This window comes from Pseudomonas sp. UBT, assembly GCF_050915955.1.
GTDB classification, from domain to species: domain Bacteria; phylum Pseudomonadota; class Gammaproteobacteria; order Pseudomonadales; family Pseudomonadaceae; genus Aquipseudomonas; species Aquipseudomonas antarctica_A.
In genome coordinates, this window is sequence record NZ_CP168079.1 from 3,689,792 (window position 1) to 3,715,153 (window position 25,362).

29 protein-coding genes are annotated in these 25,362 nt (G+C 61.4%); 12 read left to right on the forward strand and 17 right to left on the reverse strand.

Annotated elements, in window-relative coordinates; translation table 11 throughout:
- Positions 1–44: 44 nt before the first annotated feature.
- Genes ACDZ94_RS16920 through ACDZ94_RS16930 form a run of 3 tightly spaced genes read right to left on the reverse strand, consistent with a single transcriptional unit; the run spans position 45 to position 1,942 of the window.
- Positions 45–587 (reverse strand): DUF2937 family protein, encoded by a 543-nt coding sequence (locus ACDZ94_RS16920; protein ID WP_064451363.1) that lies wholly within the window; start codon positions 585–587, stop codon positions 45–47.
- 11 nt (positions 588–598) lie between these two features.
- Positions 599–1,375, reverse strand: a complete 777-nt coding sequence (locus ACDZ94_RS16925) for a class II glutamine amidotransferase (RefSeq protein ID WP_064451362.1) — start codon at positions 1,373–1,375, stop codon at positions 599–601.
- 30 nt (positions 1,376–1,405) lie between these two features.
- Positions 1,406–1,942 carry an MFS transporter gene (locus ACDZ94_RS16930; protein WP_221294215.1) on the reverse strand — a complete coding sequence of 179 codons (537 nt, stop codon included), beginning with the start codon at positions 1,940–1,942 and terminating at the stop codon, positions 1,406–1,408.
- Between the two features lie 21 nt (positions 1,943–1,963).
- On the opposite strand from ACDZ94_RS16930, the gene ACDZ94_RS16935 reads away from it, so the two are divergent.
- Positions 1,964–4,018 (forward strand): S9 family peptidase, encoded by a 2,055-nt coding sequence (locus tag ACDZ94_RS16935; RefSeq protein ID WP_407016459.1) that lies wholly within the window; start codon positions 1,964–1,966, stop codon positions 4,016–4,018.
- 66 nt (positions 4,019–4,084) lie between these two features.
- Positions 4,085–4,558 (forward strand): cyclic nucleotide-binding domain-containing protein, encoded by a 474-nt coding sequence (locus tag ACDZ94_RS16940; protein ID WP_064451359.1) that lies wholly within the window; start codon positions 4,085–4,087, stop codon positions 4,556–4,558.
- Here ACDZ94_RS16940 and ACDZ94_RS16945 read toward each other — a convergent pair.
- Entirely contained in the window at positions 4,555–4,839 is a 285-nt protein-coding gene (locus ACDZ94_RS16945; protein WP_053255010.1) for a hypothetical protein, read from the reverse strand. The genes ACDZ94_RS16940 and ACDZ94_RS16945 overlap by 4 nt on opposite strands.
- A gap of 78 nt (positions 4,840–4,917) precedes the next feature.
- Here ACDZ94_RS16945 and ACDZ94_RS16950 point away from each other — a divergent pair, with 78 nt between their 5' ends.
- Positions 4,918–5,604 (forward strand): spermidine synthase, encoded by a 687-nt coding sequence (locus ACDZ94_RS16950; RefSeq protein ID WP_064451358.1) that lies wholly within the window; start codon positions 4,918–4,920, stop codon positions 5,602–5,604.
- A gap of 109 nt (positions 5,605–5,713) precedes the next feature.
- Here ACDZ94_RS16950 and ACDZ94_RS16955 read toward each other — a convergent pair whose 3' ends face one another.
- Positions 5,714–6,634: a ParB/Srx family N-terminal domain-containing protein gene (locus tag ACDZ94_RS16955; protein ID WP_259762899.1), complete on the reverse strand. Its 921-nt coding sequence runs from the start codon at positions 6,632–6,634 to the stop codon at positions 5,714–5,716.
- Between the two features lie 151 nt (positions 6,635–6,785).
- Between ACDZ94_RS16955 and ACDZ94_RS16960 the strand changes: the two genes are divergently transcribed.
- The 3 genes from ACDZ94_RS16960 (at position 6,786) to ACDZ94_RS16970 (ending at position 8,142) form a co-directional block, all read left to right on the forward strand.
- Entirely contained in the window at positions 6,786–7,160 is a 375-nt protein-coding gene (locus tag ACDZ94_RS16960; protein ID WP_003172528.1) for a YajD family HNH nuclease, read from the forward strand.
- 96 nt (positions 7,161–7,256) lie between these two features.
- A complete protein-coding gene (locus tag ACDZ94_RS16965) occupies positions 7,257–7,724 on the forward strand; it encodes an RNA methyltransferase (protein ID WP_003189607.1) in 468 nt (155 codons plus the stop codon).
- Between the two features lie 67 nt (positions 7,725–7,791).
- Positions 7,792–8,142 (forward strand): YgaP family membrane protein, encoded by a 351-nt coding sequence (locus ACDZ94_RS16970; RefSeq protein WP_064451356.1) that lies wholly within the window; start codon positions 7,792–7,794, stop codon positions 8,140–8,142.
- A 144-nt stretch (positions 8,143–8,286) separates the two neighbouring features.
- Here ACDZ94_RS16970 and ACDZ94_RS16975 read toward each other — a convergent pair whose 3' ends face one another.
- A complete protein-coding gene (locus tag ACDZ94_RS16975) occupies positions 8,287–9,507 on the reverse strand; it encodes a hypothetical protein (protein ID WP_432750487.1) in 1,221 nt (406 codons plus the stop codon).
- 13 nt (positions 9,508–9,520) lie between these two features.
- On the reverse strand, positions 9,521–9,970 hold the full coding sequence (locus ACDZ94_RS16980; RefSeq protein WP_064451354.1) for a YcgN family cysteine cluster protein: 450 nt from the start codon (positions 9,968–9,970) through the stop codon (positions 9,521–9,523).
- 152 nt (positions 9,971–10,122) lie between these two features.
- Here ACDZ94_RS16980 and ACDZ94_RS16985 point away from each other — a divergent pair, with 152 nt between their 5' ends.
- The gene (locus tag ACDZ94_RS16985) at positions 10,123–10,716 is read left to right on the forward strand and encodes a nitroreductase family protein (protein ID WP_064451353.1); all 594 of its coding nucleotides are present in this window, start codon (positions 10,123–10,125) and stop codon (positions 10,714–10,716) included.
- 123 nt (positions 10,717–10,839) lie between these two features.
- Here the strand turns inward: ACDZ94_RS16985 and ACDZ94_RS16990 are convergent, their stop codons facing one another.
- The 5 genes from ACDZ94_RS16990 to ACDZ94_RS17010 all read right to left on the reverse strand — a co-directional run bounded on the left by ACDZ94_RS16990 (position 10,840) and on the right by ACDZ94_RS17010 (position 15,496).
- Positions 10,840–11,772 (reverse strand): D-2-hydroxyacid dehydrogenase, encoded by a 933-nt coding sequence (locus ACDZ94_RS16990; protein WP_221294211.1) that lies wholly within the window; start codon positions 11,770–11,772, stop codon positions 10,840–10,842.
- 107 nt (positions 11,773–11,879) lie between these two features.
- A complete protein-coding gene (locus ACDZ94_RS16995) occupies positions 11,880–12,173 on the reverse strand; it encodes a YcgL domain-containing protein (RefSeq protein WP_053255002.1) in 294 nt (97 codons plus the stop codon).
- On the reverse strand, positions 12,170–13,303 hold the full coding sequence (gene rnd, locus ACDZ94_RS17000) for a ribonuclease D (RefSeq protein WP_064451351.1): 1,134 nt from the start codon (positions 13,301–13,303) through the stop codon (positions 12,170–12,172). The genes ACDZ94_RS16995 and rnd overlap by 4 nt, the downstream gene beginning before the upstream one ends.
- 122 nt (positions 13,304–13,425) lie before the next feature.
- Positions 13,426–14,025, reverse strand: a complete 600-nt coding sequence (locus ACDZ94_RS17005) for a class I SAM-dependent methyltransferase (RefSeq protein WP_128586689.1) — start codon at positions 14,023–14,025, stop codon at positions 13,426–13,428.
- A 100-nt stretch (positions 14,026–14,125) separates the two neighbouring features.
- Positions 14,126–15,496, reverse strand: coding sequence for a glutamine synthetase family protein (locus tag ACDZ94_RS17010; protein WP_432750488.1), 1,371 nt, complete (start codon positions 15,494–15,496; stop codon positions 14,126–14,128).
- A 414-nt stretch (positions 15,497–15,910) separates the two neighbouring features.
- Between ACDZ94_RS17010 and ACDZ94_RS17015 the strand changes: the two genes are divergently transcribed.
- Entirely contained in the window at positions 15,911–16,684 is a 774-nt protein-coding gene (locus ACDZ94_RS17015) for a transporter substrate-binding domain-containing protein (protein WP_064451348.1), read from the forward strand.
- A gap of 49 nt (positions 16,685–16,733) precedes the next feature.
- The gene (locus tag ACDZ94_RS17020; RefSeq protein ID WP_064451347.1) at positions 16,734–17,570 is read left to right on the forward strand and encodes a cache domain-containing protein; all 837 of its coding nucleotides are present in this window, start codon (positions 16,734–16,736) and stop codon (positions 17,568–17,570) included.
- Between the two features lie 71 nt (positions 17,571–17,641).
- Here ACDZ94_RS17020 and ACDZ94_RS17025 read toward each other — a convergent pair whose 3' ends face one another.
- Both ACDZ94_RS17025 and pobA read right to left on the reverse strand, forming a co-directional pair.
- Positions 17,642–19,159: an MDR family MFS transporter gene (locus ACDZ94_RS17025; RefSeq protein WP_221294209.1), complete on the reverse strand. Its 1,518-nt coding sequence runs from the start codon at positions 19,157–19,159 to the stop codon at positions 17,642–17,644.
- 66 nt (positions 19,160–19,225) lie between these two features.
- Positions 19,226–20,419 (reverse strand): 4-hydroxybenzoate 3-monooxygenase, encoded by a 1,194-nt coding sequence (gene pobA, locus ACDZ94_RS17030; RefSeq protein WP_064451345.1) that lies wholly within the window; start codon positions 20,417–20,419, stop codon positions 19,226–19,228.
- 180 nt (positions 20,420–20,599) lie between these two features.
- Between pobA and ACDZ94_RS17035 the strand changes: the two genes are divergently transcribed.
- Positions 20,600–21,475 carry a helix-turn-helix domain-containing protein gene (locus ACDZ94_RS17035; protein WP_432750489.1) on the forward strand — a complete coding sequence of 292 codons (876 nt, stop codon included), beginning with the start codon at positions 20,600–20,602 and terminating at the stop codon, positions 21,473–21,475.
- On the opposite strand, the gene ACDZ94_RS17040 is transcribed toward ACDZ94_RS17035, so the two are convergent.
- Positions 21,468–21,644: a hypothetical protein gene (locus ACDZ94_RS17040; protein WP_167353682.1), complete on the reverse strand. Its 177-nt coding sequence runs from the start codon at positions 21,642–21,644 to the stop codon at positions 21,468–21,470. The genes ACDZ94_RS17035 and ACDZ94_RS17040 overlap by 8 nt on opposite strands.
- 97 nt (positions 21,645–21,741) lie before the next feature.
- Positions 21,742–22,647: a LysR family transcriptional regulator gene (locus ACDZ94_RS17045; RefSeq protein ID WP_259762902.1), complete on the reverse strand. Its 906-nt coding sequence runs from the start codon at positions 22,645–22,647 to the stop codon at positions 21,742–21,744.
- Between the two features lie 108 nt (positions 22,648–22,755).
- On the opposite strand from ACDZ94_RS17045, the gene ACDZ94_RS17050 reads away from it, so the two are divergent.
- Positions 22,756–23,622 carry an MBL fold metallo-hydrolase gene (locus tag ACDZ94_RS17050; protein WP_407016468.1) on the forward strand — a complete coding sequence of 289 codons (867 nt, stop codon included), beginning with the start codon at positions 22,756–22,758 and terminating at the stop codon, positions 23,620–23,622.
- A gap of 34 nt (positions 23,623–23,656) precedes the next feature.
- Complete coding sequence (locus tag ACDZ94_RS17055) at positions 23,657–24,271, forward strand: NAD(P)-dependent oxidoreductase (protein WP_432750490.1); 615 nt, start codon at positions 23,657–23,659, stop codon at positions 24,269–24,271.
- 115 nt (positions 24,272–24,386) lie between these two features.
- On the opposite strand, the gene ACDZ94_RS17060 is transcribed toward ACDZ94_RS17055, so the two are convergent.
- Positions 24,387–25,265, reverse strand: a complete 879-nt coding sequence (locus tag ACDZ94_RS17060) for a LysR substrate-binding domain-containing protein (protein WP_221294206.1) — start codon at positions 25,263–25,265, stop codon at positions 24,387–24,389.
- Positions 25,266–25,362: the final 97 nt, after the last annotated feature.

Sequence of the window (25,362 nt, forward strand, 5' to 3'; positions counted from 1 at the left end):
CGCTATCGCAGGCAAGCCAGCTCCCACATTGACCAAGCCGGTCTTCAGAGGCCTTTGAGGTCACGCTCTTCAATCGGCCGGCTCTGGCGCAGGCGCTTGCCGCCCAACACCACCCAGTCGATCAAGCGGAACAGGCATTCGATGCCGAACGACAACAACATCGCCCCGCCCAGGCCCCAGCCCATGGCTTCCGGCGTCAGCAGGATCTGGTAGCTGTAGCCGTTCCAGGTTTCCAGGCGAATGGCCGGGTCCGCAGCCACCGCCACTTGCAGGGCGCGGATGTACCAAGGCCCTTGCATGGCCTGGAATTGCTTGTCCAACGCCACCTGGCGATCGAGCAAGGTGCCCAGGCTGTTGGCATCGCTCTGGAACACCGGGTCATCACTGGCGCGGTAATGCGCCACCAACGCCTTCAAGTCACCATTGAAGAACTGCCGTGCGGTGCTTTCAAACCCGCTGAGGCCGGTCTGGGCCTCGATCAGGTGGGCCTCGACGCGTTTGGCATAGTCGTTGATAAACCCCGGCACCTGCACGCCGACCAACAAGCCAATCGCAAACAGCACCAACCGCAGATAACTCAGCAACATGGTCGATATCCTTACTCGGTGATGCCCTGGCTGACGCATTCACCGCGTCGCCACAGGCTCCATTGGCCCGGTTCGTAGCGGGTCCAGTTTTCATTGTCGGTCAACGGCTCGGTAGCGATCACCGTCACCACATCATTTGGCGTGGTTTCGGCCTGAAAATCGACGATCACGTCGACATCTTTCAAACGCGCCGGGCCAAAGGGTGCGCGCCGGGTAATCTGCGCCAATTTGGTGGAGCAGTAGCAAAACAGCCAGTCACCGTCGCTGAGCAGGCAGTTGAACACGCCTTTGCTGCGGTATTCGGCGCAGGCGGCGATCAAGTCCGGCAGCACTTGTTCGATGTCCACCGGTTCCGGGAAGGCTTCGCGCACACGGTTGAGCAGGTCACAGAAGGCCGCTTCGCTGTCGGTATCGCCTACCGGGCGGTAGAACGTGGCGCGGGGGTTGAAGTCCGCCAGTTGGCCGTTATGGGCGAAGCACCAATTGCGGCCCCACAGCTCGCGCACGAACGGGTGGGTATTGGCCAGGCTCACCTTGCCCACATTGGCCTGGCGGATATGGCCAATTACCACTTCACTTTTGATCGGGTAACGCTGCACCAGCAGCGCCACTTCCGACTCGCTGCTGGCGGCCGGGTCCTGGAACAGACGCAGGCCACGGCCTTCGTAAAAGGCGATGCCCCAACCGTCGCGGTGGGGGCCGGTACGCCCGCCCCGCTGCATCAGCCCGGTAAAGCTGAACACGATATCGGTGGGGACGTTGGCACTCATGCCCAATAATTCACACATGCCAGGGCTCTCGCTGCAGGGCGTACAACGTTAAAGGCGCGGTTCGACCCGCATACCGCCGACCGGCGCCGGGCGGCGGTAGGGCTCGTCGTCTTCGTCCACGGGCTCGGCGGCCAGCGCCGCATCGGCAGCGGCCTTGCGCTCACGGCGGGCGTTGGCGGCGCGCTCGATGGGCCAGCGGATCAACACAAAGACGATATACACGCCCAACGCGATCATCGTGTACATGAACAGGTCGGAGATGGCGCGCCAGGCGTTATTACCGACATGCAGCACCAGGTCCAGGGCGGTAATCGCCACCGCCGGTGCGAACTGTGTCTTGACCGGGTCGACGATGGTCGGGCTGAACAGCAGCACCGCCATCAGCAATTGCAGCGGCTCGCGCAGCCAGCGCCAGATCCAGCGGGTCATGCGCCACCATACCAACAGGCAGCCCAAAGCGGCGAAGGCGTAAAGGCCCCAAGCGGTCAGATAGTCGTTCTCGGTCATGGTGTCCATGGCAAGGTAGGCAAACAGGCGGCTATGATAACGGCTTTTGCGTGTCTCGGCTGCAATGCCTGCCACCATCCGCCAGACAGAGAGTAGTCCATGCCTTCATCGCCCCACATCACTGCCGCCCCGATTGCTCGCAAGGCCGAAGGCCAGGACCCGTACGCCTGGCTGCAAGCGCGTGACACGGCTGAAGTCCTCGATTACCTCAAAGCCGAAAACGCCTGGCAGGAAGCGCAGCTCGCCGACCAGGCAGACCTGCGCGAAAGCCTGTTCGAAGAGATCAAGGGGCGCATTCTCGAAACCGACTTGTCCCTGCCCTCGCCGTGGGGGCCGTACCTGTATTACACGCGCACCACTGCGGGTGACGAATATGCCCGCCACTACCGTTGCCGCCGCCCGGCGGATGACAGCAATGGAGTAGACGAAAACAGCGAAGAACTGCTGCTCGACCCCAACGTGCTGGCCAATGGCGGCTTTTTCTCCCTCGGCGCGTTCAGCATCAGCCCCGACCACCAGCGCCTGGCCTACAGCCTCGACACCAGCGGTGAAGAGATTTACACCCTGTACGTGAAGGAACTGGCCACCGGTAAAGTCAGCGAACTGGAGTTTGAAGACTGCGACGGCAGCATGACGTGGGCCAATGACAGCCTGACCCTGTTCTTCGGCGAGCTGGACGACACCCACCGCCCGCACAAACTGTATCGCTACCGCCTGGACGGAACGGCGGCGCAGGAAGTGTTCCACGAGCCTGACGGACGCTTCTTCCTGCATTGCTACCGCTCCAGCTCCGAGCGCCAGTTGCTGCTGGCCCTGGGCAGCAAGACCACCAGCGAAATCTGGGCCCTGGACGCCGACCAGCCGCACCTGGACTTCACCTGCCTGGCACCACGGGTCGAGGACCATGAATACGATGTCGACCACGGCATGCGCGACGGCGAATGGACCTGGTTTATCCGCAGCAACCGCGACGGCATCAACTACGCGCTGTTCGTCGCCGCCGACACCGGCGGTGTGCCGACCGAAGACCAATGGCAAAACCTGATCCCCCACAGCGATGACGTGATGCTCGATGGCGTGACCCTCAACGCCAGCGCCATGACCTTGAGCCTGCGCATCGGCGGCCTGCCGGTGATCGAAGTGCACCCACAGGGCCTGCCTACCTATCGGGTGGAATTGCCTGACGCCGCCTACAGCCTTTATGTACAAAACAGCCTGGAATTCCCGAGCGACAAGATCCGCCTGCGTTATGAAGCCCTGAACCGCCCGGCCCAGGTGCGTCAGCTTGAATTGGCGACAGGCGCGCAAGTCGTGCTCAAGGAAACCCCGGTGCTTGGCGTGTTCAACGCCGACGACTACGTCAGCCAGCGTCTGTGGGCCACGTCGGCCGATGGCACCCAGGTGCCGATCAGCCTGGTGGTCAAGCGCGACCAACTGGGCCAGCCGACGCCGCTGTACCTGTACGGCTACGGCGCCTACGGGCAAAGCCTCGACCCGTGGTTCTCGCATGCACGCCTGAGCCTGCTGGACCGGGGCGTGGCGTTTGCCATCGCGCATGTACGCGGCGGCGGTGAGCTGGGTGAAGCCTGGTACCGCAACGGCAAGCAGGAACACAAACAAAACACCTTCAGCGACTTTATCGCCTGCGCCGAGCACTTGATCGCCGAGGGGCTGACCACCTCCAAGCAACTGGCTATCAGCGGCGGCAGTGCGGGCGGCCTGTTGATCGGCGCGGTGCTCAATCAGCGCCCGGCGCTGTTCCAGGCGGCCATTGCGGAAGTGCCGTTCGTCGATGTGCTCAACACCATGCTCGACCCGGAACTGCCGCTGACCATCACCGAGTACGACGAGTGGGGCAACCCTGAAGAACCTGAGGTGTATGAACGTATCAAGGCCTACGCGCCTTACGAAAACGTCAGCGCCCAGGCCTATCCGGCCCTGCTCGTGATCGCCGGGTACAACGACAGCCGCGTGCAGTACTGGGAAGCGGCCAAGTGGGTGGCCAGGTTGCGTGACACCAAGACGGACGACAACCTGCTGCTGCTCAAGACCGAATTGGGCGCCGGCCACGGCGGCATGAGCGGCCGTTACCAGGGATTACGTGACGTAGCGCTCGAATATGCATTTGTGTTCAAGGCGCTGGGGTTGATTTAGGAACTTAGCGCGGCGGTCCTGTCTGAACACAGGACCGCCTACTCGATTGATGGATCAAGATTAGTCATGCCCCAACCCACATTACTCAACAATGAAATCCGCGACATGCTTATGGACTGCGGCCTGTTCGACCCCTTGTTGCCGGAAGATTTTCACGTGGCGGCGGGCTACTTCAATATCAGCAGCATTGCCCAGGGCGAGGTGATTTTCCTTGAAGGCGATGCCGGCACCTTTATGTGCATCCTCCACAGTGGGCAGGTGGCCGTGCAGAAAACCAACCACGAAGGCCAGCGCCTCACCATCGCCACCCTGCGCAGTGGCCGGGCGTTTGGCGAGATGGCGGTGTTGGATGGCGAACGGCGTTCTGCCAGTTGCATCGCGGCAAGTGACAGCGTGTTGCTGAACCTGGGCAAGGATTCCCTGGAAAAAATGCTCAACGAAGCCCCCAGGGTGGCGGCCAAGATCATCCGCGCGATTGCCATTGCCTTGTCCAAGCGCCTGCGCATGGCCGACGGGCAATTACTGTCTCAACAGTTTTAACCGCCAGGGGTCTTTGGCTTGCTGTCGTTTTGCAGCAGGCCAGGCACCGTCTGATCTTTTGGCGGTGTCGGTAACACGATCGGCACCAACGCAGGTGAACCGTTCGCCGTGGCTTTGGGCGCGACAGGCGGGGTGACTTGCGGATACAGCGTCGGCGTTGGCGTGCCCGGCGCACCGGGGGTTGGCGCGGGTGCGACCGGCACGGTTTGCACCTCTTGCGCCTGCGCCGCGCCCAATGTGAGCGCGCTCAACACAATGACCGTTAGAATGCTGCACTTCATCGATGGCTCCATGGCCTGACCGGAATATCGTAAGGCTACTCCCAACCGCGCAAGAATGCCCTTCCCAATGAGATTTCCATGAAACGTTTCGTTCTGCTGGACACCACTCCGATCCCCGACAACGGCGGTGCCTTGTGCCTGTTCGAATACGGCGAGGATTTTGTCATCAAGATCCAGGGCGGCGATGGCGGCCAGTTGATGAACACGCGCATGCACGGTTCCGAAGACGCGCTGGCGGAAATCCCCTGCCGTAAAGTCGCCGGGCGCCCGGGTTCGCGGGTGTTGATCGGCGGTTTGGGCATGGGTTTTACCCTGGCCTCGGCCCTCAAGCACTTGGGCAAGACCGCCGAAGTGGTCGTCGCCGAGCTGGTGCCCGGCGTGGTGGAATGGAACCGTGGGCCGCTGGGGGAAAAGTCCGGCCGCCCGCTGCTCGACCCGCGCACGGTGATTCGCATGGAAGACGTGGCCAACGTGCTGCAGGCCGAGCCTCAGGGCTTTGACGCAATCATGCTCGACGTCGACAACGGCCCCGAAGGCCTCACGCAAAAGGCCAACAGTTGGCTGTACTCCGCCGGTGGCCTGGCTGCGTGCGCCAAGGCCCTGCGCCCCAAAGGCGTGCTCGCCGTATGGTCGGCCAGCGCCGACAAGCTGTTCAGCGACAAACTGCGCAAGGCCGGTTTCAAGGCCGAGGAAGTGCAGGTGTTTGCCCATGGCAACAAGGGCACCCGGCATACCATCTGGATTGCCGAAAAGCTCAAGGGCTGAGCCACGATTCCCCTGTGGGAGCTGGCCTGCGATGGCTTCAACTCGGTACGCCTGATACACCGAGGTGACAGCATCGCAGGCAAGCCAGCTCCTACATTTTGGATCCCCGTCAGTTACGGGCTTTGCGGTAATCAATCACGTACGGCACTTTTTTATCGAAGGTCTTTTCCAGCTCACCTTGGTCAAGCGTGGTCATGCCGCCCAATTGATGGGCGGTAAAACCGCTGTCACCGACCTGTGAGCCCGGTGCCAGGCTGACCATGCGCTTGGCCACGGCTTCAATCGCGTCCTTGTAACCGCCCTTCTTGTTCAGGTTGAAAGCACTCAAATCAATTTGCGTGCGCAGCCAGTTGCCCCAGTAAAACTCCAGGAATTCCGGTGCGATCGCGCCATCGTCCGGCTTGCCGTAGGCGGCCTTGCGCGTGAAATACACCAGGCTGCGGAAAGTGTCGTCCTGCAAGCTCTTGAAGCCCAAGTGCGCCGGCAACTGTGCAGGTGGCAGGGTGCGGCCCTGGTTGTCCTTGAGCCAGACTTTGCGGGCAGCCTCCATGCGTTGCCAGAACGTGGCCAGGTCAGGGCTGTTGCTGAAATCGTCGGTCACCTTGACCCACATTTTCAACTGAGGGCCACCGCCGGGCACTTCCCACAAGGTAGTGAAGCTGTGGTGACCGTCGGTCAGGTACAGCTGGCCTGCGGGGCCGACCACCACAGTTTTCATGTCCTCGGGGTGAGTGCCCACCGGGTCCTTGCAGGTGAAGCTCGCCGGTTGGTGCAAGTCGGCCTTTTTGGGTACGTTGTCGGCGGCGCCCTGCCCGTTGGTTTCACAGTATTCGTCGAACACCTTGGCGGGCTTGTCGGCGAACAGTCCCAGGCTGTAGTCAATCTGGTCGAACCCCACCACGGCCTGAGTCGGGTGCAGTTGCTCAAGGGACACCTCGATCACCTGGCCAGGTTTGGGCGTAGAGAACGCGTGGGCTTGAGCCGTCAGGGCGCAGAGCAGGAGTGCAACGGTCCATGTGTGCAGACGCATAGGTTTCAGATCCGAATGAAGGGCGTGAGCCGATACTACAAACGATTGCCGCTGCCAGGCTGTACCGTTGCTGAAAAAGCCAGCGGTGTTTTACAGCGCGAGGGGCTAGAATCCATGTTATCCGTGACCCACCAAATAGCCAGGAGCCATGATGAGCTCGACCAACCCGCCCTCCCACACCGCCAAGCTGGACCGCATCCTCGCCGATGCCCAGCGCGACCGGGAAATGGGCTACCGCGACAAAGCCTTGAAAATGTACCCGCACGTGTGCGGCCGCTGCGCCCGTGAATTCGCCGGCAAGCGCTTGAGCGAGCTGACCGTGCACCACCGCAACCACAATCATGATGACAACCCCCAGGACGGCTCCAACTGGGAGCTGTTGTGCCTGTACTGCCACGATAACGAACACTCGCGCTACACCGACCAGCAGTATTTCGGCGAAGGCTCCACCAGCAGCCCGACCATTGCCAAGGCCACGCACAACCCATTTGCGGCGTTGGCGGGGTTGATGAAAAAAGATAGCTGAAAGCTTCAAGCTGCGAGCCTCAAGAAAAAGCCGCTCTGCTTTTAACTTGCAGCTCGTAGCTTGCCGCTATAATGCTGCCTTTTCAAAGGCACTCCCGTGGGCAATAAACGCTACAGCTGCATCGGTCTGTATAACCCCAAATCCCCCGAAAACGTCGGTTCGGTGATGCGCGCCGCCGGTTGCTACGGCGTGGCCTCGGTGTTCTACACCGGCGTGCGTTACGAGCGCGCCCGGGACTTCATCACCGACACCAAGAAGGTCCACCACGATATTCCGTTGATCGGCATCGACGACCTGAAAAAAATCCTGCCGCTGGGCTGTATTCCGGTGGCTGTAGAACTGGTCGAGGGCGCCCGCCCACTGCCGGAATACACTCACCCCGACCGCGCGCTGTATATCTTCGGCCCCGAAGATGGCTCCCTCGACAAAGAGATCCGCGACTGGTGTGAAGACGTGGTGTACATCCCGACCACCGGCTGCATGAACCTCGCCGCCACCGTCAATGTGGTGCTCTACGACCGACTGGCCAAGGGCAACAACACCCGCTCGGGCCCCAAATACTGATTTTTCGGGAACATCCGGCGTCTGCAAACAGTCAGCTACTAACACTTGCCCTTGTTGGAGAGAGATCATGAGCGACAGCAAAATCCTGCGACCTATCATCGAACACGCGCCCTTTGACACCCAGCCCACCCAAAATGTGCACGGTTGGGAACGCATCGGTTCGGTAGCCGGCGGCGTAATGATGGTCGGCAAAGGCCTGCGCCGTGGCGGGATCTTCGGCCTGATTCAGGTAGCGATCGGGGGTGTGGCGCTGGTGCGCGGCGTCACCGGGCACAGCTCGCTCAAAGACAAGCTGGAGCAGGGCCGCCAGGAAATGAACAGCGTGCGCACGAAGATCGAGCGGGCCGGGCAAGAGTTGAAAAACCTGAAGACCAAGGCGGAAGTGGCGGCTGAGAAGGCCACTAAAACGGCCGACTAGTACACCTCTGCGATCAGTTGGAGATCCAAATGTGGGAGCGGGCTTGCTCGCGAAAGCGGTGTATCAGTCAGTACATCTTTAACTGACAGACCGTATTCGCGAGCAAGCCCGCTCCCACATTTTTGATGGGTGTATGGCTTAAGCTCAGCGCAGTAGCTTGGTGTCCAGCACCACCGACGACTCGCCGATCACACTCTCCGCCAGCTGCACAAACTCCGTGGTGGTGATGCTGTTCGCACGCATCACCGCCTGCGCCAGGTCATCCAGCGAACGTTTGTTGTGGGTTTTCACCCGAATCTCGCGATCCAACTCCTGCAACACCACCACCGCCCGCGCCACGGTTGCCGCACTGACATGCTCGCCCCGTAGCGTGGTGACGTCTTTGCCTTCCTTGCTCAATCGCGCCTGGATCGCGGCGTAGCGCTCATCGGTGATGCCGCCGGCACGCCGTACCAGTTCAATGGCGTAATACTCCCCCAAGCCTTCGCCGATCCAGTCACTGCTGTGGTGGTCGTTGAAGCGGCCGATGGCTTGCACCACTTCGCGAATCAACGGGCTACTGCCATTTTCACTCACCAGCGGCGTGCGGCTGCTGAGGTAGATCGAGTCGCGGGACGAAAACACGCCACGGCGCATCGGGTCGCTGGCGCCCACCACCAGCAGTTTGGCCGGGTGGCGCGGGAACGCAGCGTCAACCTGGGGCCAGACAAAGGTCAGCAACGTCAACACATCCATGCGCCGCATGGCCTGGCCCTTGGGCGAGGCGACGGTGACTTCGGTCTCCCCCAGGCGCACGCGACGGCTGCCCAGCGTGCCGGCGAGCATCCAGCCCGTAGGCCGGTCGAACAACCGGGAAACGTTGTCGATACGGAATTTGTTCTTGCCGATACGCGGCCAGGGCGTCTCGATGCTTTTCCAGCCTGCCGGCAACTCGAATATCAAGCGCGAGACCAGCTCCACGCCGTCCTGCTGGTCGAGCCGCGCCGTCGGCACCAGGTCTTCACCCCGAAACAGCGCCCAACTCGGCGTCATCCGCGCTTCATACATTCCCGGTTTGCGAGCGTGAGTGAGCCGTACACGGTAGGTCAGGCTGGCTTTGTCGGCGCTGGGTTGCCACAGGCCACGGTGCCCGCTGACGCGCCATTGGCCATCGGCCTTGAAGTCGCTGTAGTCGCCGTCGTGGCCCAGGTCGAAGTCAAGACTGCGCACCGCCGAGCCCTGGGACAGGCTCACGCGGACTTCGGCCTGATCGCTCTGGGGCAGCAGTTTGACGTGATAGTCGAGGTCGACTTTCTTCGCGCACCACGCGGGCAGGCTCAGCGCCAGCAACACGAAAGAGGCCGCCAGCTTGGTTGCCACCGTCATACACACTCCTTTTTCAGCCTGCGCGAAAGATCAGGTGATCCTCCCAGTCGTCTTCGGGCACGCTGCCTTCGGCGAGCATTCGGCCGGACTGGGAAATGCGTTCGTGGTGCACGGCATCACGGTCGCCGCAGACCAGGTGGTGCCACAGCGGCAGGTCTTTGCGTTCGCTGACCAAGCGGTAGCCGCAGGTCGGCGGCAGCCATTTGAACTGATCGGCCTGGCCCGGCGTGAGCTGGATGCAATCAGGCACCGAGGCGCGGCGGTTGGGGTAGTCGGTGCACTGGCAGGTGTTCAGGTCCAGCAGCTTGCAGGCGATGCGCGTGTAATAGACGCTGTTGTCGTCCTCATCCTCAAGCTTTTGCAGGCAGCACAGGCCACAGCCGTCGCACAACGACTCCCACTCCTCCTGGTCGAGGTGTTCAAGGGTTTTGCGTATCCAGAAAGGTTCGACTTTGGCGGCCATGGCTCTACATCAGTATCGGTCGGTGAAAAGGCCGCCAGTCTAGTGCCCAAGGCCCTTGGGGCCAAGCGCTTACGACTGCCGGTATGACAAGACTTGTCAGGCTTGGGGCGGCGCAGTAGCTTTGAGCCCCGGTTTTTCATCAGGATCTGTCCATGAGCAATAACCCACGCGTTGCCGATTACCCGATCCACACCCAGTTTACCGAGCGCTGGTCGCCCCGCGCCTTTACCGGCGAGAGCATCCCGCAGGAGACCCTGCTGAGTTTCTTCGAAGCCGCACGTTGGGCGCCGTCGGCCTACAACTCGCAGCCATGGCGTTTTCTCTACGCGCGCCGTGACACGCCGAACTGGGAACGCTTCCTGGGCCTGCTCAATGAATTCAACCGTGGCTGGGCGCAACACGCGTCGGCGCTGGTGATCATCGCCTCCAAAACCGACTTCACCGCCCCCGGCGCCACCGAAGAAACCCCGGCGCTGTGGCACACCTTCGACACTGGCTCGGCCTGGGGCCACCTGGCGCTGCAAGCCAGCCTCAGCGGCTGGCATACCCATGGCATGGCCGGCTTCGATCAGGCGTTGACCCGCAAAGAGCTGAAGATTCCAGAAGGGTATGCACTGCACGCGGCGGTGGCCGTCGGCAAGCTGGGCGACAAATCGAGCTTGCCTGAATACCTGCAAGGCCGTGAAGCGCCAAGCCCGCGCAGGCCGCTGAGCGAGCTGGTGTCGGAAGGTGACTTCAGCCTGTAAGCCTTGCCGATATCCCTGTGGGAGCGGGCTTGCCCGCGATAGCGATGGGTCAGTCACTGCATGGCAGGCTGATACACCGTCATCGCGAGCAAGCCCGCTCGCACATTTTGATTTGTGGTGATTTTAATAACCGCGCTCGAAATCCACTTCGCCGCGCAAGGCTTCCTTGGCCTGATACGCCCGCAGGTTCTGCACAAACAACTCCACCATCATCAGCGGCGAGGTCGGCGCCGAGCTGTGGCCGGTCAACAGCAGGCCCCAAGCGGTCCAGAACGGATGGCGTTGCGGCAGGGGTTCCTGGCGGCAGACGTCGATCACCGCACCAGCCAGGTGCCCTTCTTTCAGGGCTTCGACCAGGTCAGCATCGACCACGGCCACGCCACGCCCGACATTGATAAACACCCCGGTCGGTTTGAATTGCTTGAACAGCGCAGCGTCGTACAAGTCATGGGTATTGGGCGTATTGGGCAGCAGGTTGATCACGTAGTCCACCTCCCCCACCAATCGGCCCAATTGATCCAGCCCGGCGACTTCGATAAACGGCGCCTGCTCACGCGCGGTGCTGGCGATGCCGTAGAGCTTGACGCCAAACGGCAGCAGAAAATCGGCAACACGCTGGCCAATATCGCCGGTGCCGACGATCAGCGCCTTGCGCCCCGCCAGGCTCTGGCCCAGGCGGTTGTCCCACTTGCGCTCGACCTGGCTGACCAACCGCGCGAGCACTTCCCGCTCGTGGCCGAGCATATAAGTGAGCACAAACTCGGCCATGACCTGGCCAAAGATGCCGACCGCACGGGTCAGGCGGTAGTCGCGCGGCAAACCTTCGGCCAGCAGCGGCGTGACACCGGCCCAGGTCGATTGCAGCCACTGCGGCTGATGACCTTGGCGCAACAGGGTAGCAAGCAAATCCGGCTGGCCGAGCCATACCGGGCAATCGGCGGCCAGGCGCGACAGTTCGGCCGAGTCGCCGCTGGTCAGCACCTCGACCTCCGGTGCCGCTTCACTGAGCAATTGGGCGTAAAGCGGGTAATCCTGTTCAGCAATCAGAACACGCATGGTTCAAACCTTTCAAAAACACTGCAGACGGCCGCCCGCATCCATACGGCCACCACCCACTTATACGTTTGCGTTGAAGACGGTGCCCTGGACAGGGCACTGACTGATCACATCGGGTCGTTGCGGCGCAGCAGCTCTTCGGGCAAGTGTTCGATGTACTCGTCCTCGGCCGGTGGCATTTGCAGGTGGTAGCCCTGCTTGTCGAGGTTTTCCAGGACCACGGTGATGTCCTCGCGGGACAGCTTGCGCTCCGGCGTCAGCACCATTTCGAACGCGAGATGGGCCTTGCCGAAGGCTTCCATCAACGGTTCCGGCACGCGCTCCAGTGCATCGCTTTTCAGCACGTAGAGGTACATCCCGTCTTTTTTCAAGCTGCGATAGATGGAGCAAATACGTTTCAAGGCTGTTCTCCGGCAGTGGCCAGGCTGTCGAGCAGCGCCTGGCCCATCAACTCGCGGCGCCAGCCACGCAGCGAGTCTGGCAATTTATAAGGCCCATCGGGGTAGCCACTTTTGACCAGGGCTTCGAGGGTTTTCTTGCGCAGCATCAGTTCCGGCGCCATGTCCAGGCGTTCGGCTTCGGCCTGGCCCAGGGCGCGCAGTTGCTTGATCAGCGTGGCGGCGTCCACCGGCAGCGGTTCAGCCACAGCGGGCGGCCATTGGTCCATGGACACGCTGCCGGCACGCTTGATCAGGTCCAGCAGGAACTGGCCATCCTGACGCACGGTGCGCGGGTGCATGTCTTCGATTTTGCCCAGTGCGGCGAGGTTATCCGGCTGGGTTTTGGCCAGGGGCCACAACGAGTGTTCACGAATGATGCGGTTGCGCGGCAGGTCACGGGCACGGGCTTGCTGCTCGCGCCAGGCGCACAGTTCGCGCAGCACGGCGAGCTGGGCACGGGACAGCTTCCACGCCAGCTTGGCGTCGCGATACACCTCGTACGGGTCGACTTCACGGCGCAGGTTCGCTACCAGTTCGGCGCCGTCGTCCAGGACCCACGCATATTTGTCGTCTGACAGTCGCGGGCGAAGTCTGGTGTAGACCTCGGCCAAGTGCACCGCGTCTTCGGCGGCGTAGCTCACTTGCGTCTCGGACAATGGCCGCTGCAGCCAGTCCGAGCGGGTTTCACCCTTGGGCAGTTCGATATCCAGCACGGCTTGCACGAGGCGCGAGTAGCCCATGGAGAAGCCGAGGTTCAGGTACGCCGCCGCCAACTGCGTGTCGAACAACGGCACCGGCAGGCTGCCAGTCAGGCGCAACAACACTTCCAGGTCTTCGCTGCACGCGTGTACCACTTTGATCACCGCTGGGTTCTCCAGCAAGGCGGCCAAGGGTTGCCAGTTGTCGATGGTCAGGGGGTCGATCAGGTAAGCACGGATGCCATCGCCGATCTGGATCAGCCCGGCAATGGGATAAAAGGTGTCGACCCGCATGAATTCGGTGTCGAGGGCGACGAATGGCAACTGCTGCCATTCGGCGCAATGCTGGCCGAGGCTATCGTTGTCGCAGATCCAGTGAATATCGATGGCCACACGGCTCTCCCTTGAAGAATGGCGCGCAGTATATATCGCGAAAGGGACTTGCGAGCATCCGCAGTGCACACGCCATCATGAAAACCCCTACAAGAGGCGAAGAATAGTCCGACAGAAGGGAGTTAGCCTCTCTTACGCAGAACGTAAACGCGCCACAGCTTGGAGCCCGGCAGGAATTCCTGATGATTGAGGACTTTAAAACCCGCCAGGCGGAACTCATCCTCCACCGGCGTACGAGCGTTTACCGAGACGATCACCGTGTCACGGCTAACTCGGTGAAATTCGCGCAACAACGCCAATCGCACGTCACTGCTGGGTACATGGCGAAACAATTCAAGGCAGAAAATGCAGTCCACCGCATTCGCCGACAGGCCGATGGAAAACGCTGAGCCCTGGAACGTTTTGACACGTTTGAGCAACGCCGCCGGGTGATGCGTGCATGCGTGGTCGAGCATGTCCTGGGAGTTGTCCGAGGCCAGGATTACCCGGTTGATGTGTTCGGCCAATACGGGCCAGAACCGTCCCGAGCCACAGGCCAGATCAAGGATCAGCCCCGGTTCGCCCGCGACTTTCAACGCCTGGCGCACCAACCGGTCATCGCGCCACGCGGCCAGCCGCTTGAGCAGCGCGGGCGGGCGCGTGTCGCCGCAGACCCTGGCATGCTCGCGGTCGCAGCGTTCGGCGAATTCAATCTCGATAGAAGATGGAGATGGTGACGACATCACGGGCTCATGTGTGTGAAACGGTAGTGAATGACCTTGATTCGTAGCTTAACCAGCACAACGTGAAAAAAAGGTCGAAACCACCGTTGCCTTAAACCCGTCACGCCGAGTGCAGGTACCAACGCCAATCCTGCTCGCCCACTTCCCCCATGAACTGGCGGTATTCGGCGCGTTTTACCGCCAGGTACACACCCAGGAACTCGCTGCCGAACGCATCCCGTGCCCAGCTTGAACCTTCCAGTGCACGCAGCGTGGTGAGCCAGTCGGTGGGCAACCGTTCATTGGCCTGGGCGTAGCCGTTACCTTGCACGGGAGCGCCAGGATCGCGTTGTTCACGGATGCCACGATGGATACCGGCGAGGATCGCGGCAGCCGCCAGGTAAGGGTTGGCGTCGGCGCCGCAGATACGGTGTTCGATATGCCGCGAATTCGCCGGGCCACCGGGTACGCGCAGGCTGACCGTGCGGTTGTCCACGCCCCACGTGGCGGCCAGTGGCGCGTAGCTGTTGGCCTGGAAGCGGCGGTAGGAGTTGGCGTTGGGGCAGAACATCAGCAGCGTATCGAGCAAGGTACTGAGCATGCCGCCCACCGCCTGACGCAGCAACGGTGTGCCATCGGCGGCCTCACTGGCGAACAGGTTATGACCGTGGGCATCGGCCAGGCTGACGTGCATGTGCATGCCGGTGCCGGCCAGGTCATCGAACGGTTTGGCCATGAAACAGGCCGTCATCCCGTGCTTATGGGCGACGCCCTTGACCAAGCGTTTGTAACGCACGGCTTCGTCCATCGCTTGCAGCGCGTCGGCACGATGCTCCAGGGTTATTTCCACCTGGCCCGGGGCGTATTCGGAAATCGCCGTACGCGCCGGGATACCTTGCAGTTTGCAGGCGCTATAAAGGTCGGCAAGGAACGGCTCGATCTGCTCCAGCTCGCGCAAGCCATACACCTGGGTCGAGCGCGGGCGATTGCCGTCTACATCCCGCGCCGGTTGCGGGCGGCCGTTGCTGTCGGGCTTCTGGTCGAGCAGGTAAAACTCCAGCTCCGCCGCCATCACCGGGTAATAACCGTCGGCTTTCAGGCCGTCGATCACCCTGGCCAACACATGCCGCGGGTCGGCCACGGTAGCGGGCAGGCCTTCGGTGGGGTGCATGCTGACTTGCACCGCCGCCGTCGGGATCAGGCGCCACGGCATGCGCTGCAAACTGCCGCTGACCGGGTAGGCGCGGCAGTCGATATCGCCGACTTCCCACACCAGCCCGGAGTTTTCCACGTCATCGCCATTAATCGTCAGGCCGAGGATAGTGCTGGGTAACGGCCGACCACTTTCGTACACCGCCAGCAGCTCATCGCGGTGCAGCAACTTGCCGCGCGGTACGCCGTTGTTGTCGAGGATAAACAGCTCGAACATCTCGATGTCCGGGTTCTGCTCAAGGAAAGATCGGGCTTCGTGCAGGCTCGCAAAAACACTCATGGGAATTCTCATACGTTTGCGTCAGGCAGGCACACAGGCGCTGCCGGGCAGATGCGCACGGGTGCGCGTCATCCATGGGGCGGATCAACGTAGGAGAAAAGTATCTGGTGGGCGTGCGTGTCGGCAGTGGAACAGGGCCCAGAAAGCCAGCTCGGAAGGTAGCGCCTCGACATCGGCCGGACGGCTCGGCGCAAAGGCGCCAGGCAATGTCGCGGGGTGAGTGTCGGGGGAATCGTCCATGCGCAAATCACAGTGAGCCAGATGCCCGGCAGCGTCACACGCCTGGACAGGCGGTTAAATTCAGGGTTGATGGAGTTTGGTTGCAACCTGGCTAAACATTCCGTAGCCCTTGCTACCTTGTCGCTCAGCTGGAAATAATGATCGCCCCGATCATGCCCCCAAGGATTCGACCGCATGAAAGCTTTTCTAGCCCTGTGCACACTGGCGAGTGTGGCAACCACCGCCCTGGCCGACACCCCCACCTCGCGCCTCGATGACGTGCTGCAGCGCGGCACGCTCACGGTCTGCACCACCGGCGACTACAAGCCCTACTCGTCACTGCGCGCCGATGGCCGTTATGAAGGCATCGACATTGCCATGGCCGAATCCCTGGCCAAGAGCCTGAATGCGAAAATCACCTGGGTGCCCACCACCTGGAAAACCCTGATGCCGGACTTCCTGGCACAGCGCTGCGACATCGCCGTGGGCGGCATTTCGGTGTCCCTTGAGCGCCAGAAAAAAGCCTTCTTCAGCCAGGCCCTTGGCGTCGACGGAAAAATCCCGCTGGTGCGCTGCGCCGATGTGCAGCGTTACCAGACCGTCGAGCAGATCAACCAGCCGCAGGTGCGCGTGATTGAACCGGCGGGCGGCACCAATGAAGTGTTTGCGCGCGCACATCTGGGCCAGGCGCAAATCCGCCTGCACGATAACGTGACGATCTTCGACGAGCTGCTCGCAGGCAAGGCCGACGTGATGATCACCGACGCCAGCGAGGCGCGCTTCCAGCAGAAGCTCAAGCCCGGGCTGTGCGCGGTCAACCCCGAGCGGCAAATGCAGTACAGCGAAAAAGCCTTCCTGCTGCCCCGCGATGATGTGGCATGGAAAAGCTATGTCGACCAATGGCTGCATTTGAGCGTGGCCACGGGGGTGTACGACGGCATCGTCAACCAGTGGCTGGCGGCGCCCTGAGCGGGAGCGACTACGCTGTTGTCACACCAACAATAATGAGGGATGGGGAATGAAGGGACTCTTGCGAATCACCTGGCTGCTGCTGTTGTGTTTCAGCCAGGTGCACGCGGCGACTCAGAATGAGGACGCCCAGGCCGCCAAAGCCTTGCTGGAAAGGGCCTTGGCCTTTTACCAGAGCAATGGCGACAAGGCGTTCGCCGCGTTCAGCCGTCAGGGCGAGTTTGTCGACCATGACCGCTATGTGTTCGTAGTCGATACTCAGGGCGTGTTGCTGGCCAGCGGCGGGCCGTCCTCCGCCTTGATCGGCCGTGATGTGTTCGAGCAACTCGGACCGGATTTGCAAGCCTCGTTCAAACAGGCCCTGGCCGTCCCCGAGGGCCAGGGCATCCAACAGGCCGACTACCGCTGGCAGAACTGGAACGATGGCAAGGTTGAGCACAAACACGTGTTCTATCAACGTGTGGGCGAACGCATCCTGGCGGTGGGTTACTACCTGCCACGGGCCACGCCGGAACATGCACGCGCTTTGCGCGACAAGGCGGTAACGGCGCTGGTCAAGGATGAAGCCGGCACGCTCAAGGCGATCAACTCATTGCAGGGTGGGTTCCTGCAGGATGACTTGTATGTGTTTGTGGTCGACCTGAATACCGGGCGCTACGTAGCGCATGGTACGAACGTGCGGCTGGTCAATACCGACTTCGGCAAAATCAAGGACCCCGACGGCAAGCCGGTGGGTGAGCCGATCCTCAAGATAATGGCTGAGCAGGACCAGGGTGAGTACAAGTACCGCTGGAAAAACCCGGTGACCGACAAGGTCGAGAACAAGCACGCTTACCTGCGCAAGGCCGGGCATTTCATGGTGGCGGTCGGGTATTACAGCCCCTGATCTGCATTGAAAGGCAATTGACTGTGGGTGCCGGCAAGCCAGCGCCCACCGTTTGATCATAGTTGTATCAGTTACTTGGCTTTGTCTTCGCGGCCGCGCAGCACACGGTTTGGCATGGCAATCGCTGCCGCCAACCCCAGCAGCGACACTGCCGCACTCACCATCAACAAATGCCGGAACGTCACTGCCAACTCCCCGCGCAGCGCATCTTGCGCTGGGCCTGGGGCGGCGTTAAGGCCGTCGAGCAGCACATTCCCGGAACTGCCTTCGGCCACCAACGCACCGCTGGCCAAATGCGCAAAACTCGAATCCTGCAACAACGCCAGCAACAGCGCCGACATGCAGGCCACGCCCACTGCCCCACCCAACGAGCGGAACAGGTTGGTGGTACTGGTGGCGACGCCGATATCGCGCTGCTCCACCGAATTCTGCGTCCCGACCAACGACGTCGGAAACTGCATACCGGCAGCAATCCCACACAGCAGCATAAACACCGCCGTCAGCCCAACCGCCTGCGGCGCACTGTAGGCCATGCCGAGAATCGCGAAAGGACTCAACAGCGCCCCCGTGAGGATCATCGGTTTATAGCGCCCGGTCACCGAGGTCATCCGCCCGGCGAAATAAGCGCCCATCGGCAACCCCATGGCCAGCGGCAACAGGTGCAATGCGGCACTGTCGGCACCGGAGCCGGTCACCGTCTGATAACGCAAAGGCATCAACACTGTCAGGGAAATCGCCTGGAAGCTGGTGAAGAAAATCGTGCACCAGCACAGCACCGCGCTGCGGTTGGCGAACAGGTGCATCGGCAACAAGGGCTCGCGCGCACGGCGTTCGTGCCAGACAAACACGCTGAGCGCCACCAGGGCACACACCAGCAGCCCCAGCACTTGCTCGTCACGCCAATGATGGCCCTGGCCGATTTCAGTAATGCCCAACAGCAAGGCCGTCAGGCCAATGATCATCAGCACGGTGCCGAGGTAATCGATGACCGGCTTGCGCTGCGGCACCGGCAGCCCCACCAGGGTGCGATGGGCCACGTACCAGGCACCGGCACCCAGCGGCAGGTTGATCAAAAACACCCAGCGCCAGGACAGGTACTCGGTCATATACCCGCCCAGCACCGGCCCGGCCACGCTGGCCACCGCGTACATGCTGCTGAAGTAGCCTTGATAACGCCCGCGCTCACGGGGTGGAATAATGTCGCCGATGATCGCCTGGCTTACCGAGATCATGCCGCCGGCGCCAATGCCCTGGAGAATCCGCGCCAGCACCAGTTGTTCCATGCTCTGCGCCATACCGCAGAACAGTGACGCCAGGGTGAACACGCCCATGCCGATCAGCATCATCGGGCGACGCCCGTACAAATCACCCAGCTTGCCGTAGATCGGCACTGCCACCGTCATCGCCACCATGTAGCCGGAGATCACCCAGGCCAGCAGGTTGACGTCATGAAATTGCGCGGAAATAGCCGGCATGGACACGGCCACAATGGTCTGGTCCAGGGCGCCGAGAAAGATCGCCATCATCAAGGCGGCAAGGACGCTGCGTACGGCGGGAACGGGTTGAGCAGGCTGATTGAGATTGGTCACGGCATAACCTTCGAGCAGGGCCCGCTGGAAAAGGCAGCCAGCGGGAATGCTCGATACGATAGCAGGCTACTCGATAGCTTCGTAAGGAAGCCCGACGTAATTTTCTGCGATGGTTGTGCGACCCGCCTCGGAGCCGATGAAGTACGCGAGCTCACTCTCGGCAATGCGCTGGCTGAACCCGTCTGCCTCCGGGAATTGGTGCAACATCGAGGTCATCCACCAGGAAAACCGTTCGGCCTTCCATACCCGCCGCAGGCAGATCGCCGAGTACTTGTCCAACAGGTCCACCCGCCCCTCGCGATAGACCTTGAGCAAGATCCGAAACAGCGTACTCACGTCGCTGGCCGCCAGGTTCAAGCCCTTGGCCCCGGTGGGCGGCACGATATGCGCGGCGTCCCCCAGCAGGAACAGGCGCCCGTATTGCATCGGCTCCACCACGAAGCTGCGCAGCGGCGCGATGCTTTTCTCGATTGATGGCCCGGTGACCAACTGGGCCGCCAGCGCACTGGGCAAACGGGTTTTCAGCTCATCCCAGAAGCGCTCATCCGACCATTCATCCAATGGCTCTTCAACCGGCACTTGCAGGTAATACCGGCTGCGGGTCGGCGAGCGCATGCTGCACAGGGCAAAGCCACGCGCATGTTTGGCGTACACCAGCTCGTCATGCACCGGCGGTGTGTCGGCGAGGACGCCCAGCCAACCGAAGGGATAGACGCGCTCGAAGACGTTCAACGATTGCGCCGGAATCGACTGGCGCGCCACGCCGTGAAAACCATCACAGCCAGCGATGTAATCGCACTCCAGGCGAAAAGCTTCACCCTGATGCTCGAAGGTCAGCCAGGGTCGATCACTTTTGAGGCCATGGGGCTGCACGTTCTGCGTTTCGTATAGAGTGATGGCACCGGCCGCTTCGCGGGCGGCCATCAGGTCGCGGGTGACTTCGGTCTGGCCGTAGATCATTACCGACTGGCCGCCGGTCAGCGCCTTGAGGTCGATATGGGTGAGCTCGCCATTGAGTGCCAGTTCGAAACCGTCATGCACCAGCCCTTCGGCGTCCATGCGTCGGCTGACGCCCGCCTCGCGCAGCAGGTCGACCATGCCTTGTTCCAGCACCCCGGCACGGATGCGGCCTTGCACGTAGTCGGCGCTCTGGCGCTCTAGAATGAGGGTCTGGATACCCGCGTTGTGCAGTAACTGGCCGAGCAGCAATCCGGAGGGACCGGCGCCAATAATGGCGACTTGGGTTTTTAGCGTTTTCATTATTTTTATGGCTCGCAAGCTTCACCCGAACGGATCAAGTGAAAGAGTTGTCATTGGTCTTGTGGCTGACATTTTTCACTTGAGCGGGCAGCATAAGAAGGTGAAAACTGCGACAAAGCCTGCGCTTTTTGCCAATCGGGGCGATTACCGCACCACTATCCTGAGTATCGGATTGAAACCATGACCAAAACCGCGATTCCGGTCTTCAAGCTTTACGGGGAAAGCCAGCAATGGCCGACACCCGATTTGTTGCACTGCGAAACCATCTCCCGGCGGAGTCGGGAATACCAGTGGGAAATCCAGCCCCACCGGCACGCGGATCTGTGCCAGTTGTTGTACGTACACAAAGGCCAGGCACAACTGGAAATCGAAGGCCAGCGCACCACACTGAGCGAGTCGACCTTGCAGGTGTTGCCGCCCCTGTGTGTGCATGGGTTTCGTTTTTCCGAGGATGTGGAAGGTTACGTAGTGACCCTGGCGGCGCCGCTGGTCAGCCACTTGCAGGCGCAACTGGGTGCAACGGTTGACGGTTTGCAGGCGCTGGGTAATTACCCGGCCGGCAAGGACAGCGACTACCTCAACAGCCTGTTCACCCGCCTGCAGAGCGAATACGCCGATGAGCAACCGGCGCGCGACATGATGATGCACGCGCTGGTCAGCGTGCTGCTGGTATGGATCAGCCGCCAGGCTATCCAGCGCCGCCGCCCGCGAGCACCGCGTGGCCGTGAATATTTCCGGCGCTTTACCCAATTGGTCGAACAACACTACCGCGAACACCCGAAGATCGAGGACCTGGCCCACAAGCTGGGCATTTCGGTCTCACACCTGAACGGTACGTGTCGGGAATTGGGCGGGCAGCCGGCGTTGCAGATCATGCATGACCGCCAGCTCCTGGAAGCCAAGCGCCTGCTGACCTACACCAGCATGACGATCAATGAGATGTCGGAGGTGTTGGGGTTCTCCGACCCGACCAACTTCTCACGGCTGTTCCGCCGCCGGGTCGGGTTTTCGCCCAAGGCATTTCGCGAGCAACTGAAGGCCGAGCAGCCTACCTGAGCGCGCTGAAACTGCCGGTGCGCGGAACGCACAGGTCCTGATGGCAGCTGATCGCAAAGGTCGGCTGCATGCGGGTCTGTTCAACCCGGTAGGCCGCCGTGCCGTACAGCGCGGTCGCCAAGGCGGACAGGATGAAAATCATCAGGTACTTTCTGATTTTTAGAGTCATGGCACACCTCTGATGAATCGACTCGGTGCTGTTTAAAGCATAGGTCAGTCAGGGCGAGTTGCCATTATTGGGCGCTATTCAAGATGTTTATGTCGGATCAGAGCCCGACATCCCAGGTCGGTTCTTCCGGGAACCTGAGCACCAAAAAATCCAACAGGCTGCGCAGCGCCGAAGGCATGTGTTTGCGCGAGGCGTACACCGCGTAGATGTTCATCTGCCGAGGCTCGGCCTCGGGCAACAGGCGTACCAGTTCGCCACGACGAATGTAGTCGCCCGCCTGGTAACTGGGAAGCATCGAAACCCCTGCCCCGGCCAGGGTTACGCGCAACAAGGTACTGGCCTCGTTGGACGTGATATTGCCGTTTATCGGCACCGAGACGTGCTCGCCGTTTTCTTCGAAATGCCACAGGCTTTTGCCGAAGTAAGAGTGGGTCAGGCAGTTGTGCCGGGCAAGGTCTTCGACTTTCTGCGGGGCCGGGTGCTCCAGCAGATACGCAGGCGTTGCACAGACCACTGAACGACAGACGGTCAGCCGCCGCGCGATGAGGTTAGGGTCCAGGTCATTGCTGGTACGGATGGCCAGGTCGATGCGCTCGTCCACCAGGTTCACCGTGCGGTCAAGCATCTGCAAGTCGACCGTCACCAAGGGGTAGCGCTGGACGTACTCGGCAATCGCGTCGGCCAACTGCGCCTGGCCGAACGAGGTGCTGACGCTCAACCGCAGCAGGCCACGGGGCGCGTCATCAGGCTCGCTGACGGCGGCTTGCATGTCGCAGCACAGTTCCAGCAACTGTCGGCAGCGCGGCAGGGTTTCACCACCGGCGGCGGTCAGGCTGAGTTTGCGCGTGGTGCGGTGCAGCAGGCGCGCGCCGACCCAATCTTCCAGCTCGGCCAAGTAACGTGAGACCACCGGGCGCGACAGGTCCAGATGATCGGCAGCGGCCGATTGGCTGCCCAGGTCCACCACGGTCACAAACACCCGCATTGCTTGGAGACGATCCATGATTTGCACGCTTTTAGAAACAAACTATGTTCCAGCATCGCATTTTTTGTTGCGTTTAGTGCAACTAAGCTCTGTGCATCACTTAACGATTACTGGAGCTGCCCCCCGATGCTATCCACTCTCAAGCGCCTGACCCTGACAACTGCCGCGCTGGCCTTCGCCGCTCACGCTTCGGCGGCAGAGCTGAAACTCGACGTGTATAACCCAGGTGAAGCAGCCATCTTCCCCGTCAGCTCTGTGCTGGTCAGCGGCGCGAAAGACGCGATTCTGGTGGACGCGCAATTCGGCAAAGGCCAGGCCGAGCAGCTTGTGCAAAAGATCCGCGCCAGCGGCAAGCACCTGACCACCATCTACATCAGCCATGGCGACCCGGACTACTACTTCGGCCTCGACACCCTGACCGCCGCCTTCCCCGACACCAAGGTACTGGCACCGCAACCAGTGGTCGACCATATCAAGGCGACCGTGGCCGGCAAGCTGGAGTTCTGGGGGCCGAAAATGGGGGCCGACAAACCGGCTAAAACCATCGTGCCACAGGTGCTTGAAGGCCATAGCCTGAGCCTGGAAGGCCAGCAGCTGGAAGTCATCGGGCTGGACGGCCCACAGCCGGATCGCAGCTTTGTATGGATTCCTTCGATCAAGGCCGTGGTTGGCGGTGTCGTGGTCGCCGAGAACATTCACCTGTGGATGGCCGACACCCAGAGCGCACAGTCGCACAAAGACTGGCTGGCTACGCTGCAACGTATTGAACAGCTGAAACCGAACACGGTGATTCCAGGCCATTACCTGGGTAACCCATCGCTGAAGTCTGTGGCTTTTACCGCCGACTACATCAAGGCTTTCGACATTGAGACCGCCAAGGCCAAGGACTCCGCTGCCCTGATCGCGGCCATGAAAAAGCGTTACCCCACCCTCGCCGACGAAAGCTCACTGGAACTGAGTGCCAAAGTCGCCAAGGGCGAAATGAAGTGGTGAATGGTTTTAACCCTTTAACGAACTGGAGAACGTCATGAGCAAGATTGCAATCATTGGGGCCACCGGCCGTGCCGGTAGCCAACTGCTGGAAGAAGCGTTGCGCCGTGGGCATACCGTCACCGCCCTCGCCCGTAATACCGACAAACTGGCCGCCCGCCCGGGTGTCACCGTTAAACAAGTCGATGCCCTGGATGCGCAAGCCTTACAACAGGCCATTAGCGGCAACGATGTGGTGATCAGTGCGGCGCACTTTGCCACCCTGCCGGCCAGCGCCGTGATCGGCCCGGTGAAGAAAGCGGGTGTGAAACGCTTGCTGATGGTGGGCGGTGCCGGTTCGCTGCTGTTGCCAGGCGGCAGCCGCGTGATCGACAGCCCGGGCTTCCCGGCAGAGTACAAGGCCGAAGCCAGCGCAGGGGCTAAATTTCTGGCAGCGCTGCGTGAGGAAAAGGAGCTGGATTGGACCTTCCTGTCGCCGTCGGCAGAGTTCGTAGAAACCGAGCGCACCGGGAAATTCCGCCTGGGTCAGGATGATTTGCTGGTGAGTAGCGACGGCCGTAGCTGGATCAGCTTTGCCGACTACGCCATCGCGCTGATCGACGAAGTGGAAACACCGAAGCACTCGCGCCAGCGTTTCACGGTCGGCTACTGACCGAGCGCGGTCAACACGATGGGAGCGGGCTTGCTCGCGAAGGCGTTGGTTCAGTTAGAGCATCGTTGACTGACACATCGCTTTCGCGCGCAAGCCCGCTCTCACATTTGGATCTTCAGTGCCAAGACTGTTGTGCCTGGCTCACCAACCAATCCATCAGTGCTTCCAGCCCAGCCGACGGCTCAGTCCCCGGCGGATACACCAGGTAATAGCCCATCCCTGTCGGCACCCGCAGTTCAAACGGCGTCGCCAACCGCCCGGCCTTCACATCCTCGCCAATCAACGCACTGTCGCCAATCGCCACCCCGGACCCTTGGGAGGCCACCGTCATTGCCAAATCCAATGTCTCGAAATGATGCCCCTGGGCCAGGTTGCTCAAGCGCGTATTGGCTGCCTTCAACCACAACGCCCAATCGCGCTCATCGCGTGTGGGGTGCAGCAGCACCTGTTGCTGCAAATCCGCCGCTGTGTGCAAACCATCGAGCAAAGCAGGCGCGCAAACCGGCGTGAGTTGCTCATCAAACAAGTGCCGCGCCTCGCTCGACTGCTCGGCGATGGGCGCATAGATCACTGCCGCGTCGAATTGCTCGCGGCGAAAGTCCACGGTGTAGGCCACGGTGGTGGTGAGTTCCACCGGCACATCCGGGCGCTCCTTTTGCCACTGCATCAAGCGCGGCAGCAGCCAGCGCATCACGCAGGTGGAGGCCTTGAGTTGCAAGGTCTGGCGGCGACGGCCGATTTGCTCCACGGCATCGCCGATCAGGCCGAACACCTGCTGTGCGCGTAACGACCATTCGCGGCCTTCTTCGGTCAGGCTCAAGCCCCGCGCCTGGCGCTGGAACAAGGCGTAGCCCAAATGGCGCTCCAACCCGGCAATCTGCCGGCTCACCGCACCTTGGGTGATGTGCAGGTGTTCGGCGGCGCGGGTGAAGTTGCAGCACTGGGCCGTGACCCAGAAGGTGTGCAACGCAGGCAGCGGCGGAAGGCGTTTCATCGGGCTCAGCCATGACGTGGAGACATGGCTAGTATGACTTTTTATCGATTGTTGCCGCTACGGGCCAACCGGTCCAATACCGCCTCGAATCCATCAC

What these genes read in the sequence shown, in the direction of transcription:
- ACDZ94_RS17060 (WP_221294206.1), bottom strand. Translation starts at nt 25,265, where the DNA reads ATGAAACGCCTTCCGCCGCTGCCTGCGTTGCACACCTTCTGGGTCACG.
- ACDZ94_RS17005 (WP_128586689.1), bottom strand. Translation starts at nt 14,025, where the DNA reads ATGTCGTCACCATCTCCATCTTCTATCGAGATTGAATTCGCCGAACGC.
- ACDZ94_RS17015 (WP_064451348.1), top strand. Translation starts at nt 15,911, where the DNA reads ATGAAAGCTTTTCTAGCCCTGTGCACACTGGCGAGTGTGGCAACCACC.
- ACDZ94_RS16955 (WP_259762899.1), bottom strand. Translation starts at nt 6,634, where the DNA reads ATGCGTCTGCACACATGGACCGTTGCACTCCTGCTCTGCGCCCTGACG.
- ACDZ94_RS17035 (WP_432750489.1), top strand. Translation starts at nt 20,600, where the DNA reads ATGACCAAAACCGCGATTCCGGTCTTCAAGCTTTACGGGGAAAGCCAG.
- ACDZ94_RS17010 (WP_432750488.1), bottom strand. Translation starts at nt 15,496, where the DNA reads ATGAGTGTTTTTGCGAGCCTGCACGAAGCCCGATCTTTCCTTGAGCAG.
- ACDZ94_RS17040 (WP_167353682.1), bottom strand. Translation starts at nt 21,644, where the DNA reads ATGACTCTAAAAATCAGAAAGTACCTGATGATTTTCATCCTGTCCGCC.
- ACDZ94_RS16930 (WP_221294215.1), bottom strand. Translation starts at nt 1,942, where the DNA reads ATGGTGGCAGGCATTGCAGCCGAGACACGCAAAAGCCGTTATCATAGC.
- ACDZ94_RS17045 (WP_259762902.1), bottom strand. Translation starts at nt 22,647, where the DNA reads ATGGATCGTCTCCAAGCAATGCGGGTGTTTGTGACCGTGGTGGACCTG.
- ACDZ94_RS16975 (WP_432750487.1), bottom strand. Translation starts at nt 9,507, where the DNA reads ATGACGGTGGCAACCAAGCTGGCGGCCTCTTTCGTGTTGCTGGCGCTG.
- ACDZ94_RS17020 (WP_064451347.1), top strand. Translation starts at nt 16,734, where the DNA reads ATGAAGGGACTCTTGCGAATCACCTGGCTGCTGCTGTTGTGTTTCAGC.
- pobA (WP_064451345.1), bottom strand. Translation starts at nt 20,419, where the DNA reads ATGAAAACGCTAAAAACCCAAGTCGCCATTATTGGCGCCGGTCCCTCC.
- ACDZ94_RS16945 (WP_053255010.1), bottom strand. Translation starts at nt 4,839, where the DNA reads ATGAAGTGCAGCATTCTAACGGTCATTGTGTTGAGCGCGCTCACATTG.
- ACDZ94_RS16925 (WP_064451362.1), bottom strand. Translation starts at nt 1,375, where the DNA reads ATGTGTGAATTATTGGGCATGAGTGCCAACGTCCCCACCGATATCGTG.
- ACDZ94_RS16940 (WP_064451359.1), top strand. Translation starts at nt 4,085, where the DNA reads ATGCCCCAACCCACATTACTCAACAATGAAATCCGCGACATGCTTATG.
- ACDZ94_RS16935 (WP_407016459.1), top strand. Translation starts at nt 1,964, where the DNA reads ATGCCTTCATCGCCCCACATCACTGCCGCCCCGATTGCTCGCAAGGCC.
- ACDZ94_RS16980 (WP_064451354.1), bottom strand. Translation starts at nt 9,970, where the DNA reads ATGGCCGCCAAAGTCGAACCTTTCTGGATACGCAAAACCCTTGAACAC.
- ACDZ94_RS17050 (WP_407016468.1), top strand. Translation starts at nt 22,756, where the DNA reads ATGCTATCCACTCTCAAGCGCCTGACCCTGACAACTGCCGCGCTGGCC.
- ACDZ94_RS16920 (WP_064451363.1), bottom strand. Translation starts at nt 587, where the DNA reads ATGTTGCTGAGTTATCTGCGGTTGGTGCTGTTTGCGATTGGCTTGTTG.
- ACDZ94_RS16985 (WP_064451353.1), top strand. Translation starts at nt 10,123, where the DNA reads ATGAGCAATAACCCACGCGTTGCCGATTACCCGATCCACACCCAGTTT.
- ACDZ94_RS16950 (WP_064451358.1), top strand. Translation starts at nt 4,918, where the DNA reads ATGAAACGTTTCGTTCTGCTGGACACCACTCCGATCCCCGACAACGGC.
- ACDZ94_RS17055 (WP_432750490.1), top strand. Translation starts at nt 23,657, where the DNA reads ATGAGCAAGATTGCAATCATTGGGGCCACCGGCCGTGCCGGTAGCCAA.
- ACDZ94_RS16990 (WP_221294211.1), bottom strand. Translation starts at nt 11,772, where the DNA reads ATGCGTGTTCTGATTGCTGAACAGGATTACCCGCTTTACGCCCAATTG.
- ACDZ94_RS16970 (WP_064451356.1), top strand. Translation starts at nt 7,792, where the DNA reads ATGAGCGACAGCAAAATCCTGCGACCTATCATCGAACACGCGCCCTTT.
- ACDZ94_RS16960 (WP_003172528.1), top strand. Translation starts at nt 6,786, where the DNA reads ATGAGCTCGACCAACCCGCCCTCCCACACCGCCAAGCTGGACCGCATC.